Origin of the sequence: Nocardioides sp. CFH 31398 (assembly GCF_022436705.1) — a bacterium.
Lineage (GTDB): Bacteria > Actinomycetota > Actinomycetes > Propionibacteriales > Nocardioidaceae > Nocardioides.
The window spans coordinates 81,655-97,269 of the sequence record NZ_JAKUHT010000024.1 but is presented as its reverse complement, the minus strand read 5'-3'; the positions used below and the strand labels follow the sequence as shown (position 1 = coordinate 97,269).

14 protein-coding genes are annotated in these 15,615 nt (G+C 76.9%); 6 read left to right on the top strand and 8 right to left on the bottom strand.

Going from position 1 to position 15,615, the window contains the following annotated elements; genetic code table 11:
• Positions 1-4: 4 nt before the first annotated feature.
• Positions 5-154, bottom strand: a complete 150-nt coding sequence (locus MJ876_RS17220; protein ID WP_240238227.1) for a hypothetical protein — start codon at positions 152-154, stop codon at positions 5-7.
• Positions 155-384: 230 nt separating this feature from the next.
• Positions 385-813 (bottom strand): division/cell wall cluster transcriptional repressor MraZ, encoded by a 429-nt coding sequence (gene mraZ, locus MJ876_RS17215; RefSeq protein WP_240238225.1) that lies wholly within the window; start codon positions 811-813, stop codon positions 385-387.
• Between the two features lie 399 nt (positions 814-1,212).
• On the opposite strand from mraZ, the gene MJ876_RS17210 reads away from it, so the two are divergent.
• From MJ876_RS17210 to MJ876_RS17200, 3 genes are read left to right on the top strand one after another with little or no spacing between them, the layout of a single operon-like run.
• The gene (locus tag MJ876_RS17210) at positions 1,213-2,232 is read left to right on the top strand and encodes an AAA family ATPase (protein WP_374202484.1); all 1,020 of its coding nucleotides are present in this window, start codon (positions 1,213-1,215) and stop codon (positions 2,230-2,232) included.
• 10 nt (positions 2,233-2,242) lie between these two features.
• Positions 2,243-3,541: a DUF58 domain-containing protein gene (locus MJ876_RS17205; protein ID WP_240238223.1), complete on the top strand. Its 1,299-nt coding sequence runs from the start codon at positions 2,243-2,245 to the stop codon at positions 3,539-3,541.
• Positions 3,538-6,024, top strand: a complete 2,487-nt coding sequence (locus MJ876_RS17200; protein WP_240238221.1) for a DUF3488 and transglutaminase-like domain-containing protein — start codon at positions 3,538-3,540, stop codon at positions 6,022-6,024. The genes MJ876_RS17205 and MJ876_RS17200 overlap by 4 nt, the downstream gene beginning before the upstream one ends.
• 351 nt (positions 6,025-6,375) lie before the next feature.
• Here MJ876_RS17200 and MJ876_RS17195 read toward each other — a convergent pair whose 3' ends face one another.
• From MJ876_RS17195 to MJ876_RS17180, 4 genes are all read right to left on the bottom strand, one after another.
• Positions 6,376-6,834, bottom strand: coding sequence for a DUF3040 domain-containing protein (locus MJ876_RS17195; RefSeq protein WP_275695181.1), 459 nt, complete (start codon positions 6,832-6,834; stop codon positions 6,376-6,378).
• Positions 6,835-6,964: 130 nt separating this feature from the next.
• A complete protein-coding gene (locus MJ876_RS17190) occupies positions 6,965-7,714 on the bottom strand; it encodes a methyltransferase domain-containing protein (RefSeq protein WP_240238216.1) in 750 nt (249 codons plus the stop codon).
• A 61-nt stretch (positions 7,715-7,775) separates the two neighbouring features.
• A complete protein-coding gene (locus tag MJ876_RS17185; protein ID WP_240238214.1) occupies positions 7,776-8,246 on the bottom strand; it encodes an SAV_6107 family HEPN domain-containing protein in 471 nt (156 codons plus the stop codon).
• Positions 8,247-8,447: 201 nt separating this feature from the next.
• Positions 8,448-8,993, bottom strand: a complete 546-nt coding sequence (locus tag MJ876_RS17180) for a hypothetical protein (RefSeq protein WP_240238212.1) — start codon at positions 8,991-8,993, stop codon at positions 8,448-8,450.
• A 91-nt stretch (positions 8,994-9,084) separates the two neighbouring features.
• Here MJ876_RS17180 and MJ876_RS17175 point away from each other — a divergent pair, with 91 nt between their 5' ends.
• On the top strand, positions 9,085-10,395 hold the full coding sequence (locus MJ876_RS17175; RefSeq protein ID WP_240238210.1) for an NAD(P)/FAD-dependent oxidoreductase: 1,311 nt from the start codon (positions 9,085-9,087) through the stop codon (positions 10,393-10,395).
• A 65-nt stretch (positions 10,396-10,460) separates the two neighbouring features.
• On the opposite strand, the gene MJ876_RS17170 is transcribed toward MJ876_RS17175, so the two are convergent.
• Positions 10,461-11,402: a methylenetetrahydrofolate reductase gene (locus tag MJ876_RS17170; protein ID WP_308192615.1), complete on the bottom strand. Its 942-nt coding sequence runs from the start codon at positions 11,400-11,402 to the stop codon at positions 10,461-10,463.
• A 72-nt stretch (positions 11,403-11,474) separates the two neighbouring features.
• Here MJ876_RS17170 and MJ876_RS17165 point away from each other — a divergent pair, with 72 nt between their 5' ends.
• Positions 11,475-12,551, top strand: a complete 1,077-nt coding sequence (locus MJ876_RS17165; RefSeq protein ID WP_240238208.1) for a polyprenyl synthetase family protein — start codon at positions 11,475-11,477, stop codon at positions 12,549-12,551.
• 248 nt (positions 12,552-12,799) lie between these two features.
• Here MJ876_RS17165 and MJ876_RS17160 read toward each other — a convergent pair whose 3' ends face one another.
• Positions 12,800-13,204 (bottom strand): Rv2175c family DNA-binding protein, encoded by a 405-nt coding sequence (locus MJ876_RS17160; RefSeq protein ID WP_240238205.1) that lies wholly within the window; start codon positions 13,202-13,204, stop codon positions 12,800-12,802.
• A gap of 113 nt (positions 13,205-13,317) precedes the next feature.
• Here MJ876_RS17160 and MJ876_RS17155 point away from each other — a divergent pair, with 113 nt between their 5' ends.
• Positions 13,318-15,588 (top strand): Stk1 family PASTA domain-containing Ser/Thr kinase, encoded by a 2,271-nt coding sequence (locus MJ876_RS17155; RefSeq protein ID WP_240238203.1) that lies wholly within the window; start codon positions 13,318-13,320, stop codon positions 15,586-15,588.
• Positions 15,589-15,615: the final 27 nt, after the last annotated feature.

Sequence of the window (15,615 nt, the reverse complement as noted above, 5' to 3'; positions counted from 1 at the left end):
CGCGCTACCGCCCCAGCGAGAGGACGAGGAGCAGGGCGACCGCGAGCGCGGTGGAGGCGAGGGCCGAGAACGCCATGACCGCGAGGACGTCGCGAGCCTGCTCGCGCACCCGGCGTACGGGTGGCGGCGGCTGGGGCGCCTGGCGCGTGCTCACGTGGTCTCGACCCTTCGGTGCTGCTGCCGGGTGGTGCCGGGTGGTGCCGGGTGGTGCCGGGTGGTGCGGGAGCTCGCGAGCGGGAGGCGCCGGTCCAGGTCCCTTGCCCGCCCGCCGGGTCCTCTGGCGCCGGGGAAGGTGCGTCAGATGACTCCTCGCGGGCGGGCCAGAGGCCTCGTCCTGCGCGTCCCGCTCTGGAGTTGTGGTGCTGCCGGTGGTGCCGGGTGCTGCTAGATGCCGGGGAAGATCTCGTGGTCGAGGCCCGCGAAGGCCGCCTCCTGCTCGGCGGAGTAGGCCGCCCAGGCCTCGGGGTTCCACATCTCGACGCGGTCCATCACGCCCGCGACGACGACCTCACGGTCGATCGAGGCGTACTCGCGCAGCGGGGCGGGCACGTTGACCCGGCCCTGCTTGTCGGGGATCTGGTCGTGGCCGCCGGTGAAGAGGACGCGGACGTAGGCGCGGACCCGGGGGTCCGTCATGGGCGCCTCGCGGAGCCGGGCGGCGGTGGCCTCGAGCTGCGCCTGGGTCTGGAGCTCGATGCAGCGCTCCTGACCCTTCGTCATCACCACTCCTCCCGCGAACGCGTCCCTGAACTTCGCCGGGAGGATCAGCCGGCCCTTGTCGTCCAGCTTGGGCGTGAAGGTCCCGATGAACATCCGGGCCTCCGTTCCCCTGCTCCTCCACTGCGCTCCACTCTAACCCACTTTCCTCCACTAGCAACCACTTGGTGGGTGTTTCGCTCCCCCGGTGCGCGCTTCTCCGCGCCCCGGGCCCGATCTCGTCGCTCCGTCCGGGCCGCCGGACGGCGCCCGGGGCGTCCCGACGGGGCCGGAGCGGGCCCGGTGGGCCCGGCTCGGAGCCCGGTGGAGCGCTGTGGAGGGCCAGGTGGGGCGCGAGGTGGAGCGCGGTGGAGGGCCCGGGTGGAGGAGGGTGGAGGACGCGGGTCGCGAGGCGCCCACGGCTGGGGGTCGCCGACTACGGTGGGGTCCTCATCCACCGGAGAGGCACCAGTGAACGGACCCGCAGCCGCGCCGTACGGCGCGCACGAGCCCCGACTGTCCTCGCAGGACCCCACGCCGGACCCCTCGCACGAGCGGGCCGCCCGCCGGGGCGGCGACCGGGGCGGCGACATCGAGACGTTGGTCGCGGTCGTCGACCGCGTGCGCCGCAACGTGGAGCGCGTCATCGAGGGCAAGCCCGACGTCGTGTCCTCCGCGCTCGTCGTCCTGCTCGCCGAGGGCCACCTGCTGGTGGAGGACGTGCCCGGGGTCGGCAAGACGATGCTGAGCAAGTCCCTGGCCCGCAGCATCGACGCGAGCGTGCGACGGATCCAGTTCACCCCGGACCTGCTGCCCTCCGACGTCACCGGCGTCTCGGTGTTCAACCAGGACACGCGGGACTTCGAGTTCCGGCCCGGGGGGATCTTCGCCAACCTCGTCGTCGGCGACGAGATCAACCGCGCCTCGCCGAAGACCCAGTCGGCGCTGCTGGAGTGCATGGAGGAGCGGCAGGTCACCGTCGACGGCACGACCTACCCCCTGCAGGCGCCGTTCATGGTCGTCGCCACCCAGAACCCCGTCGAGATGGAGGGCACCTACCCGCTGCCCGAAGCGCAGCGCGACCGCTTCATGGCGCGCGTCTCCATCGGCTACCCGGTCGAGGCGGCCGAGCTGGCGATGCTCGAGCACCACACGTCCGCCGACCCGCTGGACGACCTGGAGCCGGTGACCGACGCGGCCGAGGTCCGCAAGCTCGTCAGCACGGTCGCCGGGGTGTACGCCGCCCCCGCGGTGCAGCGCTACGTCGTCGCGCTGACCACCGCGACCCGCACCAGCCGCGAGCTGTCGCTGGGCGCGTCCCCCCGCGCCTCGCTGCACCTGCTCCGGGCCGCGAAAGCCCGCGCCGCGATGTCGGGCCGCGACTACGTGATCCCGGACGACGTGCGCGAGCTCGCCGAGCGGGTGCTCGCCCACCGGCTGCTGCCGTCGGTCGAGGCCACGATGGCCGGCCGCGGGACGACCGACGTCCTGCGCGGCCTGCTCGCCGCCGTCCCGGTGCCCGAGCCGGGCCGCTGAGGCGCGGACCGTGCGGGAGGCCCTGGCGGGACTGACGGTCCGCGGCCGCGCGTTCGTCGCGGCCGGGACGACGGCGGTCGTCTGCGCCGTCGTGCTCGGCCAGTCGGCCCTGGTGCGGGTCGGCGTCCTCGTGGCGCTGCTGCCGCTCCTGGCCGCGTTCGTGATCGGACGCAGCCGCTACCGGCTGACCCTGGAGCGGACCCTCTCCCCCGCCACCGTCACCGTCGGCGAGCCCGCCCGCGTCGACCTGCTGCTGGTCAACGAGGGACGCACCCCCACCGGCGTCCTCCTGCTGGAGGACCACGTGCCGCACGCGCTGGGCTCCCGTCCCCGCTTCGTGCTCGAGGGCATCGGCCACGGCTGGCGCCGCCACGTCTCCTACCCGGTGCGACCCGGGGTGCGCGGCCGCTACCCGGTGGGGCCGATGGACGTCCGGGTCAGCGACCCCTTCGGCCTCGTCGAGGTCGGCCGCTCGTTCCGCTCCGAGGCGTCGTTGGTCGTGGTCCCGGCGGTGGTGCCCCTCGCGCCCATCGGCCTCGGCGGCCAGTGGACCGGCGCCGGTGACGAGCGTCCGCGGTCGTTCGCCACCGGCAGCGCGGAGGACGTCACCGTCCGCGACTACCGCGTCGGCGACGACCTGCGGCGGGTGCACTGGCGCAGCTCCGCGCGGACCGGCGAGCTGATGGTGCGGCGCGAGGAGCAGCCCTGGCAGCCACGCGCGACGGTCATGGTCGACGACCGGGCTCGCGCCCACCGCGGGCAGGGTGCGGCGTCGTCCCTCGAGCTCGCGGTCGGGGCGGCGGCGTCCGTCGCGGTGCACCTGACCCGGCGCGGCTACCTCGTGCGCCTCGTGACCGCCTCCGGCGAGCACCCGACCGCCGGCTGGCACGACCGGGTCGGGGGCGTGGCCGACTCCACGGCGCTCCTGGAGGCGCTCGCCGTGCTCACCCCGACCAGCCGGATCGACCTCGACACCTCCTGGCTGACCGACGCCGCCCGCGGCGGCATCCTCGTCGCCGTGCTCGGGGGCTCCGAGCCGGGCGACGCGGCGAACCTGCGGCGGATGCGGCACCACGCCGGGACGGCGATCGCCCTGCCGGTCGACCTGTCCGGATGGGCCTCCGCCGGCTCGGCGCCACCCGCCGTGACCACGGCCGCCGTGGTCGCCGGGCAGGGCTGGCGGATGGCCGAGCTGCGCCCCTCCGAGCCCCTCGACGTGAGCTGGTCCCGCCTGGCCCACCCGGCGGCGGCGGGCGCCCCGGTCGCCGCGCCCGCGACGGGCGACCCGGTGGCGGGGGCGGCCCGATGAGCGCGGCGTACCGGCGCGGGCGCCTGCCCGGTGGTCGTGACCTGCTGCTCGCCGTCACCGCGTGCCTGACCGCGTGGGCCACGACCATGGCCTGGCGGGGGTTCACCGAGAACCCCGACCGCTTCCTCGTGCCCCTGCTGGCGATCGGCCTCGTCGTGGCGGTCAGCGGCACGGCGTTGCGGGCGGTCCGGACACCGGGCCCGCTCGTCGTCATGGTGCAGGTGGCCCTCGCCGCGCTCGGCGTCCTGCGCAGTGCGACGGGGTCGTGGCTGCCGACCCCCGAGACCCTCGCCCTGGCCGGTCGGGTGCTCGAGGACGCCGTCGTCAGCGCCGGTCGCTACGCGGCGCCCGTCGGGGGCGACGTCCCGCCGGTGGAGCCGCTGCTGCTCGTCGCGGGTCTCGCCTGCCTGCTGCTGGTCGACGTGCTGGTCTGCAGCCTGCGGATGGTGTCGCTGGCCGGGCTGCCGCTGCTGACCGTCTACACGCTGCCCGTGAGCATGCTGGGCGGCGACGTGGCGTGGTGGGTCTTCGCGGTGCCCGCGGCCGGCTTCGTGTGGATGCTGTACCAGAGCACCGCGGCCGACCTCGAGCGCTGGGACGCCCCCGACGGCACGAGCGACGAGACGCTGCCGGCCGGCACCGACAGCGGGACCGCCGGCGGGTTCGGCGTCCGCACCGGCGGTGTGCGCAGCACCGCCCTCGGGCTGGGCGCGTCGGCGACCGGGCTGGCCCTCGTCGTCCCGCTGGTGGTGCCGACCCTCGGGCTCGGGCTGCTGGACGGCGACGGGACCGGTGGCGGCGACCGGGAGATCTCGCTGACCAACCCGATGACGGACCTGCGCCGCGACCTGCGCCGGCCGGAGGACACCCCGCTGCTGCGGTTCTCGACCTCCGACCCCGACCCGTCGTACCTGCGGATCTCGGTGCTCAACCGCTTCTCCGACGAGGCGTGGACCAGCGGTGACCGCGACCTGCCCGACGACCAGAGCGCCAGCGGGCTCATGCCGGCCCCCGAGGGCGTCGCGGAGACGGTGGCGCGGCGCGAGGAGCAGTGGCGCTTCGAGGTCTCCGACGACTTCGTGTCCGCCTGGCTGCCCACGCCGTTCCCCTCGCAGCGGGTGGACGCCGAGGGCCTGTGGAAGTACGACCTCGCCACCCGCGACTTCATCGCGGCCGAGGAGGACCTCACCACCGCGGGCCTCAACTACACCGCCACCGGGCTGGACCTCGACGTCACCACGGCCGCCCTGAACGCCTCGACACCGAGCAGCAGCGCGGTCGGCGGCGAGTTCACCGAGCTCCCCGACGACCTCCCGCTCGAGGTGCGCCAGCTGTCGCGGGCGGTGACGGACGGGGCGCAGACCGACTTCGACCGCGCCGTCGCGCTGCAGCAGTGGTTCCGCCGCGACGGCGGCTTCACCTACAGCCTCGACGCCGACAGCGGCAACGGCGCCGACGACCTCGTCTCATTCCTCGACGACGGGCCCGACGGCCGGATCGGCTACTGCGAGCAGTTCGCCTCCGCGATGGCGGTCATGGCGCGTGCGCTCGACATCCCCGCGCGCGTCGCCGTGGGCTTCCTGCAACCGGAGCAGGTCGGCGGCGGCGCGGGCGCCGACGCGGTGTGGGAGTACTCCTCCGACGACCTGCACGCCTGGCCCGAGCTGTACTTCCCCGGCTCCGGCTGGGTGCGGTTCGAGCCGACCCCCGCGGGCCGGGCGTCGGCCGTCCCCGACTACACGCGCGGCCTCGGCGGCGACCGGGAGCCCGACGCTCCCGAGGCCGGTCCCGGCGCCGGCGACGCCCCGCTGCCCGAGCAGGGCGGCGGCCAGCAGGGCGTCCCCGAGCCGGCCCCCCGCACCCCGGCCGTCGAGGCCACCGCCGCCGCCACCTCCCCCTTCGCCGCCTGGCGCACCGCCGGCCTGACCGCCGGCGGCCTCGCCCTGGTGGCGCTGCTGCTGGCCGCGCCGTCGCTGCTCCGGCGCCGCACGCGTCAGGCCCGGCGCACCACGGCGGACCCCGTCGAGGCGGCGTGGGCCGAGCTGCGGGACACGGTCGTCGACCTGCGCCGGCCGTGGCCGCACGGTCGGTCGCCCCGCGAGGCCCTCGCCCTGCTCGAGCCGCTGCTCCCCCCCGACCCCGAGCCCGGGCCGCCGCCCGGGGCGCGCGACCACGCCGCCGCCGTCGCCGCGCTGCGCCGCCTCGCGGCCGCCGTGGAGCGGGAGCGCTACGCGCCGGCCTCCGCCGAGGGCGCGGGCCCGGGCGGTCCGGGCGGCACCGGCGCCTCCGACCTGCAGGCCGACGTCGAGGCCGTCCGCGTCGCCCTGGCCGCTGGGACCGGCGGCCGGCAGCGCCTGCTGGCGCGCTGGGCGCCCGCCTCGGCCCTGCCCGGCGCCCCCCGGACCTCCACGCCGACCGCGGCCACCCGTCGTACGGCGTCACAGGCGGGGCGTCCCGGCACCGTCGTCGACCGCCTCGCCTGAGCGGGCCCGCCGAGCCGGCACCCCCGCCGTACGGGGTCGAGTCGGCACATCGGCGCAGGCGTACGGGGTCGAGTCGGCACGTCTGCGCAGCCGTACGGCGTCGAGTCGGCACGTCTGTGCAGGCGTACGGGGTCGAGTCGGCACATCTGCTCAGCCGCACGGGGTCGAGTCGGCACGTCTGCGCAGCCTGGGCAAGATCCCCGGGTGGTAGGTCTTCCCGTCGAAGGTCTCGACAAGCTCGACCGGCGATGGTGACGGTGGCCGATCGGCGCGCTCAGCGGGTGCGTCCGGGCCGACTCGGCGCGCTCAGCGGGTGCGTTCGGGCCGACTCGGCGGTGTGCGGGTGGTGGGCTAGAAGCCCTGGCCGCCCTCGCGGCGTCGGCGCCACCGCTCCTCCATGCGCTCCATGAAGGAGCCGGAGGAGCGCTCGCGCTGGCGGCGCTGACGGTTGCGGCCGCGGCTGCGTCCGCCCTCGATGACGGTGAACGGGCCGCCGGTGGGCTCGTGAGCCGCGTCGGACGGGCCACCGTCGCCGACCTGCTGACGGCTGCGGATGGCCGCGATGCCGAGCGTGGCGGAGGCCAGCATGATCACGAACCCGACGACGCCGATGACGGTGTAGCCGGACACCGCGCCGCCGAGCATGACGGCGATGCCGCCGAGGAAGACCACCCCGGCCCCGATCGCGCGACGGCGAGCCGCGCGGCGCAAGGTCGTGCCCCGCAGCGTGGAGGCCAGCTTCGGGTCCTCCTCGACCAGCGCGCGCTCCATCTGCTCGAGCATGCGCAGCTCCTCTTCCGAGAGCGGCAAGGGGACCTCCCAGGTACACGAGGGTCCGGTCGGACCCCGAAGAGGATGAGGCGGCAATTCTAGGCAGCCTCCGACCCCGACGGTACCCAAGGTGGGGAAATCAGCAGTCCCCCGATCGGGGGCCGGTCGTTCAGGTCCGCGCGCCGCGTGCGACCACGTGCAGCTGGGTGGCGAGCGGGAAGAGCTCCGGGCGCGCGGCGGCGGCCTGCTCCAGCTCGACGAGGGCTTGCGCGGCACCCGGCTCGAGGTCGAGCAGGGCCCCCGGCACGAGGTCCGCGAACACGCGCACGCCGTGGACCGACACGACGTCCAGCCCGGCGTCGCCCAGCAGCGGGCGCAGCTCCTCGTGGGTGAACCGACGGCCCCGTCCCGGGCCACCGGCGGGGACGTCGCCCGGTCCGGCGGCGAGCAGCTCGCGTGCGGCCACCAGGTGGCCGGCCATGGCCCGGGCGAGGACCGCCGCGTAGCGCTGGGCCACGACGAGGCTGAGGACGCCGTCTGCGCGCAGGCACCCGGCGAGGGCGCCGAGGGCGGCCGCGGGGTCCGGTGCCACCTCCAGCACGCCGTGGCAGAGGACGGCGTCCACGGGCTCGACCGAGCCCAGGTCGGCGAGGTCGCCCTGGACGCCGCGGACCCGGTCGGCGACACCTCGCTCGTCGGCGCGGCGGGCCAGCATGGCGAGGGCGTCGGGGCTGGGGTCGACGACGGTCACACGGTGGCCGAGCTCGGCGACGCGGACGGCGAGACCCCCGGTACCGCCCCCGACGTCGAGGACGTCGCCCGGCTCCGACGGCAGCGCGTCGCGCAGCGTCGCCCACAGCACGGTCGTCCGCGCGGCGCCGCGACGTTCGGAGGGTCGCTCGGGTGTCGGCGCGGGCATGCGCCCACCCTAGTGTCGGACGGGCGTCCGGGCGGCTCCGCCCGACGGCGGCACGGGCCCGCTAGGCGGACGGCCGCTCGAGGTCGTGCAGCACGCGGCCCGCGACCGCCGTGCGCTGCGGGCCCGTCCGGTGGGGCACCAGGCCCAGGGCGGACTCGACCGTGGCGAGGAAGCGGTCGGCGTCGCGGACGAGGTCGTCGGCCTCGCGCTCGGTGACGGCGTCCCGCGCACCCGCCTCGGCCGCGGCCCGCTTCGGGGCACCGGCCGCGAAGAACTGGGCCCACTCCGTGAGCTCGGGCGCCACCCGGGTGAGCAGCACCCAGGCGTTGCGCTGCCGCCGACGCGGGTCGGGGTTGGCCCTGGCCGCCAGCAGCGCGGCCGCAGCCTGGAGGGCGGAGACGTGCGCGGTGGCGTAGCGGCGACGCACGTCGGGCGTGGCCACCGCCTCCGCCAGCGACGCCGCCGACCGGTCGAGGTAGGCGTGCGTCGTGGCCGGCAGGGCCTGGGGGTGCAGGAACGGCTCGGGTCGCATGCGCTGGCTCCTCCGGGTGCGAGGTGCGGGCGGCGCCGACCGCCCGTCGGGGAACGGGGACTCGACCCGGGGGTTGACCGCGGTGACGCCGGGGTCGAGGCGACGCCACCGCGGTCGATCGAACGCGTGTTCGATGAGTCAAGAGTAGGTCGGCCGACGGCCCGGGTCAAGCACCCTCCACCGTGCGGGTGGAGGAGGGTGTCAGGCCGTCGCGACCCGGGCCGGGCGGGCGAGCCACCGGGTCGTCGCGGGGTGCCACAGGCAGGCGAGGAGCGCGACGCAGGTGACGCCGGCGAGGACGGCGAGGACCGTGAAGGCGAGCGGCGCGCCGGTCCGCGTGGCCAGCACGGCGGCCAGCACGCCGCCGGCGGCCCCGGCCGTGAGCCAGGAGCGGACCCAGGCGGCCCGGTGGCGCAGCATCGCGGCGAGCACCGCGCCGATCGGCACGAGGGTGAGGAAGACGACCACGGCGAGCGGCACGAAGTCGGGGACGGCGACCGGCGACTCGTCGAGCGCGGTCAGCCCGCCCTCCTGGACGACGGCGTTGGCGGCCGGGTTGTCCGAGGCCCAGGCCGTGACCAGCACGTCCTCCCACAGCACGGTCGCCGCGACGAGGGCGGCGAGCAGCAGGCCCTGCAGCGCCATGACCGTCGAGGCCGCGCGCACCGAGGCGGGTGGCGCATCGGCGGCGGGCCCGGCGTCCACGGCAGCCCCGGCGACCACCTCGGGCCGTGTGACGTCGTCCATGGTGCCTCCCGCGTCCGTGTGGACCGCCCATTCTGCCGGTCGGGGTGAGGCCGCGCACGTCGAACGGCCGTGCCCCACCTAGCCTGGCGCCATGGCGCGGGTGGCGGTGGTGGGCGCCGGGTTCGGCGGACTGGCCGCCGCGGCTCGCCTGGTGCGGCTCGGCCACGACGTCGTCGTCCTGGACGCCGCCGCGGTCACCGGGGGCGCGTGCTCCCGCCTCGAGCAGGACGGGCACCGCTGGGACGCCGGCCCGACCTACACCCTGCTGCCCGCCGTGCTGCGCGACCTGTTCCGCAAGAGCGGGCGCCCCCTGGAGAAGGAGCTGGACCTCGTCCAGCTCGAGGTGCTCCGCGAGCACCGGTTCGCCGACGGCACGTCCCTCGCCCTCCCCGGCGGCTCCCGGGGCGCGCAGGTCCGCGCCGCCGACGCCCTGTCCCCCGGCCTCGGTGAGCAGTGGGCGTCGTACGTCGCGTCGTACACCGAGACCTGGGAGCTCCTGCGCACCGACCTGCTCGAGCGGCGCTGGTCGCCGGACGTCGGCCGTCCGGAGACGGCCCGCATGCTCGCGTCCCGCACCTCGCTGCGCCGGGCCGCGCGGCGCGGCCTCCGCGACCGGCGGCTGCGGCTCGTCGCCGCCCACCCGTACGACGTCGACGGCCACGACCTCTCCGGCGTCCCCGCGTGGGCGGGGGTCGTGGCCCACCTCGAGCAGCGCTTCGGCACCTGGACCACCCCGCACGGCATGGCGGTGGTCACCGAGCTCCTCGCCGCCCGGCTCGCCGAGCGCGGTGCCGACGTGCGGCTGCGCACGCCCGTGACCGACGTGGTGGTGCGCGGCGGCCGCGCCGTGGCCGTGGCCAGCGCCGACGGGGAGGTCGACGCCGACGTCGTGGTCTGCGCGATCGACCCGCGGCGGCTGCCCGCCCTCGCCCCGTACGTCGCCGCCTCGCAGCCCGCGATGCCACCGGTGGTCTCCCACCTGGGCCTGGAGGGCGAGCTGCCGCCGCTCGCCCACCACGAGACGGTCCTGCACGGCGACCCGCTGCTGGTCGTCCGGGTCCAGCCGCCGGGGTCCGCGCCGGACGGCGGGGCGGCCTGGACGGTGCTGGCGCGGGGCCGCGGCGCCGAGGACCCCGTGCGGGCGCTCGCCGAGCGCGGGCTCCACGTCCGCCCCCACGTGGTCACCCGGCTGGACCTCTCGCCGCGGGCCAGCGCCGAGCGGTGGGGCGGCTCACCGCTCGGGGTCCGTTGGGACGGCCGCGCCACCCAGCGGCAGCGGCTCGGCCCGCGGACGCCGGTGCCGGGCGTGCTCGCGACCGGCGCCCACGCCGCGGCGGGACCGGGCCTGGCCTTCGTCGGCCTCGCCTCCGCCCTGGTGGCCCAGGAGGTGCCGGCCGTCTGAGGGCGTTCCGCGGGCCCGCCCCGGACGGCTCAGGCGGCTCAGACGGCTCAGACGGCTCGGACGGCTCAGACGGCGATGCGCAGCGCCGAGAAGATCTCCCGCGTCGCCGTCGAGCGGTTGAGCGTGTAGAAGTGCAGCCCCGGCGCGCCCGCCGCGACGAGCTCCTCGCAGAGCTCGGCGGCCATCGCGATGCCCTCGGCCCGGACGGCCGCCCGGTCGTCGCCGCGGCGCTCGATCCGCTCGCGGACCTCGGCCGGCAGCTCGCGACCCGACAGCTCCGCCATGCGCGCCACCTGGCCGGCGTTCAGGATCGGCATGATCCCCGGCAGGATCGGGAAGGTCACGCCGCGCGCCGCCGAGCGCTCGAGCAGCGCCTCGTAGTCCGCGGCGCGGAAGACCATGTCGGTGATGGCGAACTCCGCGCCCGCGCGCTGCTTCGACAGCAGCACCTCGGTGTCCCGCTCGATCGACTCCGCGCCGGGGTGGACGCCGGGGAACGCGGCGACGCCGACGGTGAAGCCGCCCTCGGCGGCCAGCCGGACGAGCTCCTCGGCGTGGGTGAACCCGCCCCGGGTCGGCGTCCAGGGCGCCCGGGGGCCCTCCCGGGGGTCGCCGCGCAGCGCCAGCACGTTGTGCACCCCCGCGTCGGCGTACGACGCCAGGATCGACCGCAGCTCGGCCTCGGTGTGACCCACGCACGTGAGGTGGCCCATCGGCACCATCGAGGTCTCGCGCGCGATGCGGCCCGTCACCCGGACCGTGGTGTCACGCGAGGAGCCCCCCGCGCCGTACGTCACGGAGACGAAGGTGGGCCGGTAGGGCTCGAGCTCGCTGATCGCCGTCCACAGCTGGGCCTCGCCGGCCTCGTCCTTGGGGGGCATGAACTCGAAGGAGAACGACCGCTCCCCCGCCGCGATCAGGCCGGCGATGCTGCGCCGCGCGTCGCGGGGCTCGTGGAAGGCCTCCGGCACGGTCGCCGTCGGCTCCTGCTGCTGGTCATCGGCCACGGTGCTCGAGTCTAGGCAGGCGACCCGCACGCCCATCGGACCGTCCACCGGCGCCCCGACTAGCCTCGCCTCGTGCCCGACAGCGACGACGCCGACTTCCGCGCCGCGATCTCCGCGCAGGTGACGGCGCACCTCGACGCCATGGCCCGGCGGCTGGAGCCCCTCGGTGCGGACGCCGTCCGGCTGCTGGACGGCGCCCGCACGGCGACCGCCGGCGGCAAGCGGCTGCGGGCGGCGTTCTGCTGGTGGGGCTACCGCGCGGTGCGCCCCGAGGTGGCGGACGAGACCGCGCTGCTGCGGGCGTGCGCCTCCCTCGAGCTGCTGCACGCGAGCGCGCTGGTCCACGACGACTACATGGACGCCTCCGACACCCGCCGCGGCCGCCCCTCCACCCACCGCGCCCTCGAGACCGAGCACCGCGCCGCCGGGTGGGGCGGGCGCCCCGAGCAGTACGGCGCCGCCGGGGCGATCCTGCTCGGCGACCTGCTCCTCAGCTGGTCCGACGAGCTGCTGCGCCGCTGCGGCCTGGAGCCCGAGCGGGTCTCGGCGGCCCTCGACGTCCTCGACCTGTGCCGCACCGAGGTGATCGCCGGCCAGTTCCTCGACATCTCGGTGCAGGCCCGCGGGCTCGAGGACGTCTCCGAGGCCATGCGCGTGCTGCGCTACAAGTCCGCCAAGTACTCCGTCGAGCAGCCGCTGCACCTGGGCGCCGCCCTGGCGGGCGCGGACGCCGCCACCCAGGACGCGCTCGGCGCCTTCGGGCTCCCGCTCGGCGAGGCCTTCCAGCTCCGCGACGACCTGCTCGGCGTCTTCGGCGACCCCGCCGTGACCGGCAAGCCCTCCGGGGACGACCTGGTGGAGGGCAAGCAGACCGTCCTCGTCGCGCTCGCCCTGGACGGCCTGCGGGCCGCGGGCCGTCCCGGGGACGCCGACGAGCTGGCCGCGGCGCTGGGGCGTCCTCACGACGCCGCGACGCTGCGCCGCCTGCAGCGACTGATCGTCGAGAGCGGCGCGCAGCAGCAGGTGGAGGACGCCATCGGCGAGCTGGTGGCCCTCTCCGACGCGGCGCTCGACCGTGCCGGGCTGGACGACGAGGCCACCCGGGCCCTGCGCGCCCTCGGGGCTGCCGCGACGTCGCGCAGCGCCTGAGCGTCCGGGCCGACTCGGCGTCCTAGGCGCGTGCGTCCGGGCCGACTCGGCGTCCTAGGCGCGTGCGTCCGGGCCGACTCGGCGTCCTAGGCGCGTGCGTCCGGGCCGACTCGGCGTCCTGAGCGCGTGCGTCCGGGCCGACTCGGCGTCCTAGGCGCGTGCGTCCGGGCCGACTCGGCGTCCTGAGCGCGTGCGTCCGGGCCGACTCGGCGTCCTCGGCGCGTGCGTCCGGGCCGACTCGGCGTCCGCTAGAGCGCCATCGCCTGCGCGCGGCGCTTGACCTCGCTGCCCCGGTTCTCCCGCAGCGCGTCGATGGGGCGCCCCGGCAGCCCGAGGTCGGTGAACAGCCACGCGATGCACTCGCGGTCGTCGTACCCGCCGTCGTGCAGCACGGTCAGCAGCCCCGGCAGGCCCTTGACGATCTCGCCGTCCTGCACGAACGCCAGGGGCACCTGCTGACCGGCGCCCGGCCGGGGGACGGCGCCCGCGAGACGGTGCTCGGCCAGCAGGGTGCCGACGCGGGTGCGCGGCACGTCGAGGAGGTCGGCCACCGCCGCCCAGTCGCCCCACTCGTCGACGAGGGCGTCGAGGTCGGCCTCGGCGAGGGGGCCGTCCAAGGGGTCGTTCGAGGGCTGGGCGGGCGTGCTGCTCATGGGTCCATGGTGGCGCACCCGCGACACGGCCCGCGCGCGTGGCCCGTCCTCCGGGGGTGGGTCTTCGTACGATGGGCCACCACCGGCAGGGGGCCGGCCCGGCAGGAGGGACGATGAGCGACGGTCACGTGCGCGAGCGCGGCCCCGCCGAGGAGTCCCTCGAGGGGCGCCTCGTCGACGGCCGCTACCGCGTCGGGCCGAGGATCGCCCGGGGCGGCATGGCCACCGTGCACGTCGCCTCCGACACCCGCCTCGACCGCACGGTCGCCCTCAAGGTCATGCACAGCGCCCTCGGCGACGACGAGGAGTTCGTGGCCCGCTTCGTGCGGGAGGCGCGCTCCGCGGCCCGCCTGTCGCACCCCAACGTGGTCGCCGTCCACGACCAGGGGGAGGACGGCGGGCTGGTCTACCTGGTCATGGAGCACCTGCCGGGGCGCACGCTGCGCGACGTCGTCCGCGACGAGGCCCCGATGCCGCCGGCCCGCGCGCTGCGGACCCTGGAGCCGGTCCTCGCCGCGCTCGCCGCCGCCCACCGGGCCGGGATCGTGCACCGCGACGTGAAGCCGGAGAACGTCCTCATCGCCGACGTCAGCCCCGGCCACACCGAGGCCGGGGCCCGGGTCAAGGTCGCCGACTTCGGCCTGGCCAAGGCCGTCAGCGCCGAGAGCCAGCACACGGCCACCGGCGGCGTGCTCATCGGCACCGTGTCCTACCTCGCCCCCGAGCTCCTCACCGACGGCCGGGCCGACCCCCGCGTCGACGTCTACGCCGCCGGGATCGTGCTCCACGAGCTGCTCACCGGCCTCAAGCCGCACCGCGGCGACACCCCGATCCAGATCGCCTACCACCACGTGCACACCGACGTGCCCGCCCCGTCGGCGAGCGTGCCCGGCGTCCCGGCGTACGTCGACGCGCTCGTCGCGCGGGCCTGCGTGCGCGACCCCGGCCAGCGGCCCGCCGACGCGGGCGTGCTCCTGCGCCACGTCCGCCGGGTGCTGCAGGCGCTGGACGCCGGCGTCGTCGACGACCCGGACCTGGTGCAGGACCTGCGGCCCGTGCCCCCGCCGCCGCCCGAGGCGCCCACGCCGTACGACGCCGCCGGGCCCGACGGCGACCCCACGCACGAGGCCGCGGCCGTGGCGGCCCCGGCGGTCGGCGGGACCGAGGACAGCGACACGTGGCTGTTCGGCTCCGGACGGGGCGACGCGCCCTGGCCCCCCGCCGACGACGCGGCCGCGGCGGAGCCACCCGTCGCGCTCCCCCGGCCCGACCCGACGCGCGAGCGGGGCCCGCAGACGCGGGTCCGCCCCGGTGCCACCGACCAGCCCGACCAGCCCGACCGGCCCGACCGCTACGGACGCCGCGACACCCGGGACCTCCCGGCGGTGCCGGCGTACGCCCCGCCGGCGCCCGCCCCCGTGCCCCCGGGTGCCCGGCCGGGCGGCTCCGGCCCCCGGGGACCCGCCGCACGGACGGCCGGCTCCGGGCGTCCTGGCCGCGGGCGCTCGCGCCGCCGCGCCTGGCTCGTCGGGGCGCTGGTGCTCCTCCTCGCCGCGGGAGCGGGCGGCTGGTGGCTCGGCTTCGGCCGCTGGACCGACACCCCGGGCGTGGTCGGTCTCGACGAGCAGGCCGCCGCCGAGCGACTGCAGGACGTCGGCCTCGACGCCGAGGTCACCGAGGAGTACTCGGAGACCGTGCCCGCCGGCGAGGTCATGTCGACCGACCCCGCCCGGGGCGACCGGGTGCTCGACGGCGGCACCGTCACGCTGACGCTCTCCCTCGGGCCCGAGCGCGTCGAGGTGCCGCGGCTGCGGGGCCGCACGGAGGACCAGGCGCAGGACGCCCTGCTCGGGCTGGACCTGGTGGTCGGCGACGGCCTCGAGCAGTACAGCGACAGCATCGACGAGGGCGACGTCGTCGGGACGGACCCGGAGGCCGGCACCGAGCTCAGCCCCGGCAGCCGGGTCTCGATCGTGGTGAGCCTGGGCCCCGAGCCGGTCACCGTCGAGGAGCTGGCGGGCCAGGACGCCGACGAGGTGGAGCAGCGCTACACCGACGCCGGCCTCGAGGTCGTCCGCACCGAGGAGTCCTCCGACACCGTCGAGGAGGGCCTCGTGGTGTCGAGCTCCCCCGGCGCGGGCGAGGAGCTGCTGCCCGGCGAGACGCTCGAGATCGTGGTCTCGACCGGCGCGGAGGGCGTCGTCATCCCGGAGGGGATCGTGAACAGCACCGTCGACGAGGCCCGGCGCACCCTCGAGGACCTCGGCCTCGTCGTCGTCGAGGAGGGCGGCGGGATCTTCGAGCTCGGCTACGTCACCGACGTCGACCCCGGCGAGGGCGAGACCGTCGAGCCCGGGTCGACGGTGACGCTGACCGTCCTCTGACGGGCCGGCCCGCCGGCCGGCCCGGGA

What these genes read in the sequence shown, in the direction of transcription:
- MJ876_RS17190 (WP_240238216.1), bottom strand. Translation starts at nt 7,714, where the DNA reads ATGCCCGCGCCGACACCCGAGCGACCCTCCGAACGTCGCGGCGCCGCG.
- MJ876_RS17155 (WP_240238203.1), top strand. Translation starts at nt 13,318, where the DNA reads ATGAGCGACGGTCACGTGCGCGAGCGCGGCCCCGCCGAGGAGTCCCTC.
- MJ876_RS17175 (WP_240238210.1), top strand. Translation starts at nt 9,085, where the DNA reads ATGGCGCGGGTGGCGGTGGTGGGCGCCGGGTTCGGCGGACTGGCCGCC.
- MJ876_RS17200 (WP_240238221.1), top strand. Translation starts at nt 3,538, where the DNA reads ATGAGCGCGGCGTACCGGCGCGGGCGCCTGCCCGGTGGTCGTGACCTG.
- MJ876_RS17185 (WP_240238214.1), bottom strand. Translation starts at nt 8,246, where the DNA reads ATGCGACCCGAGCCGTTCCTGCACCCCCAGGCCCTGCCGGCCACGACG.
- MJ876_RS17160 (WP_240238205.1), bottom strand. Translation starts at nt 13,204, where the DNA reads ATGAGCAGCACGCCCGCCCAGCCCTCGAACGACCCCTTGGACGGCCCC.
- MJ876_RS17180 (WP_240238212.1), bottom strand. Translation starts at nt 8,993, where the DNA reads ATGGACGACGTCACACGGCCCGAGGTGGTCGCCGGGGCTGCCGTGGAC.
- mraZ (WP_240238225.1), bottom strand. Translation starts at nt 813, where the DNA reads ATGTTCATCGGGACCTTCACGCCCAAGCTGGACGACAAGGGCCGGCTG.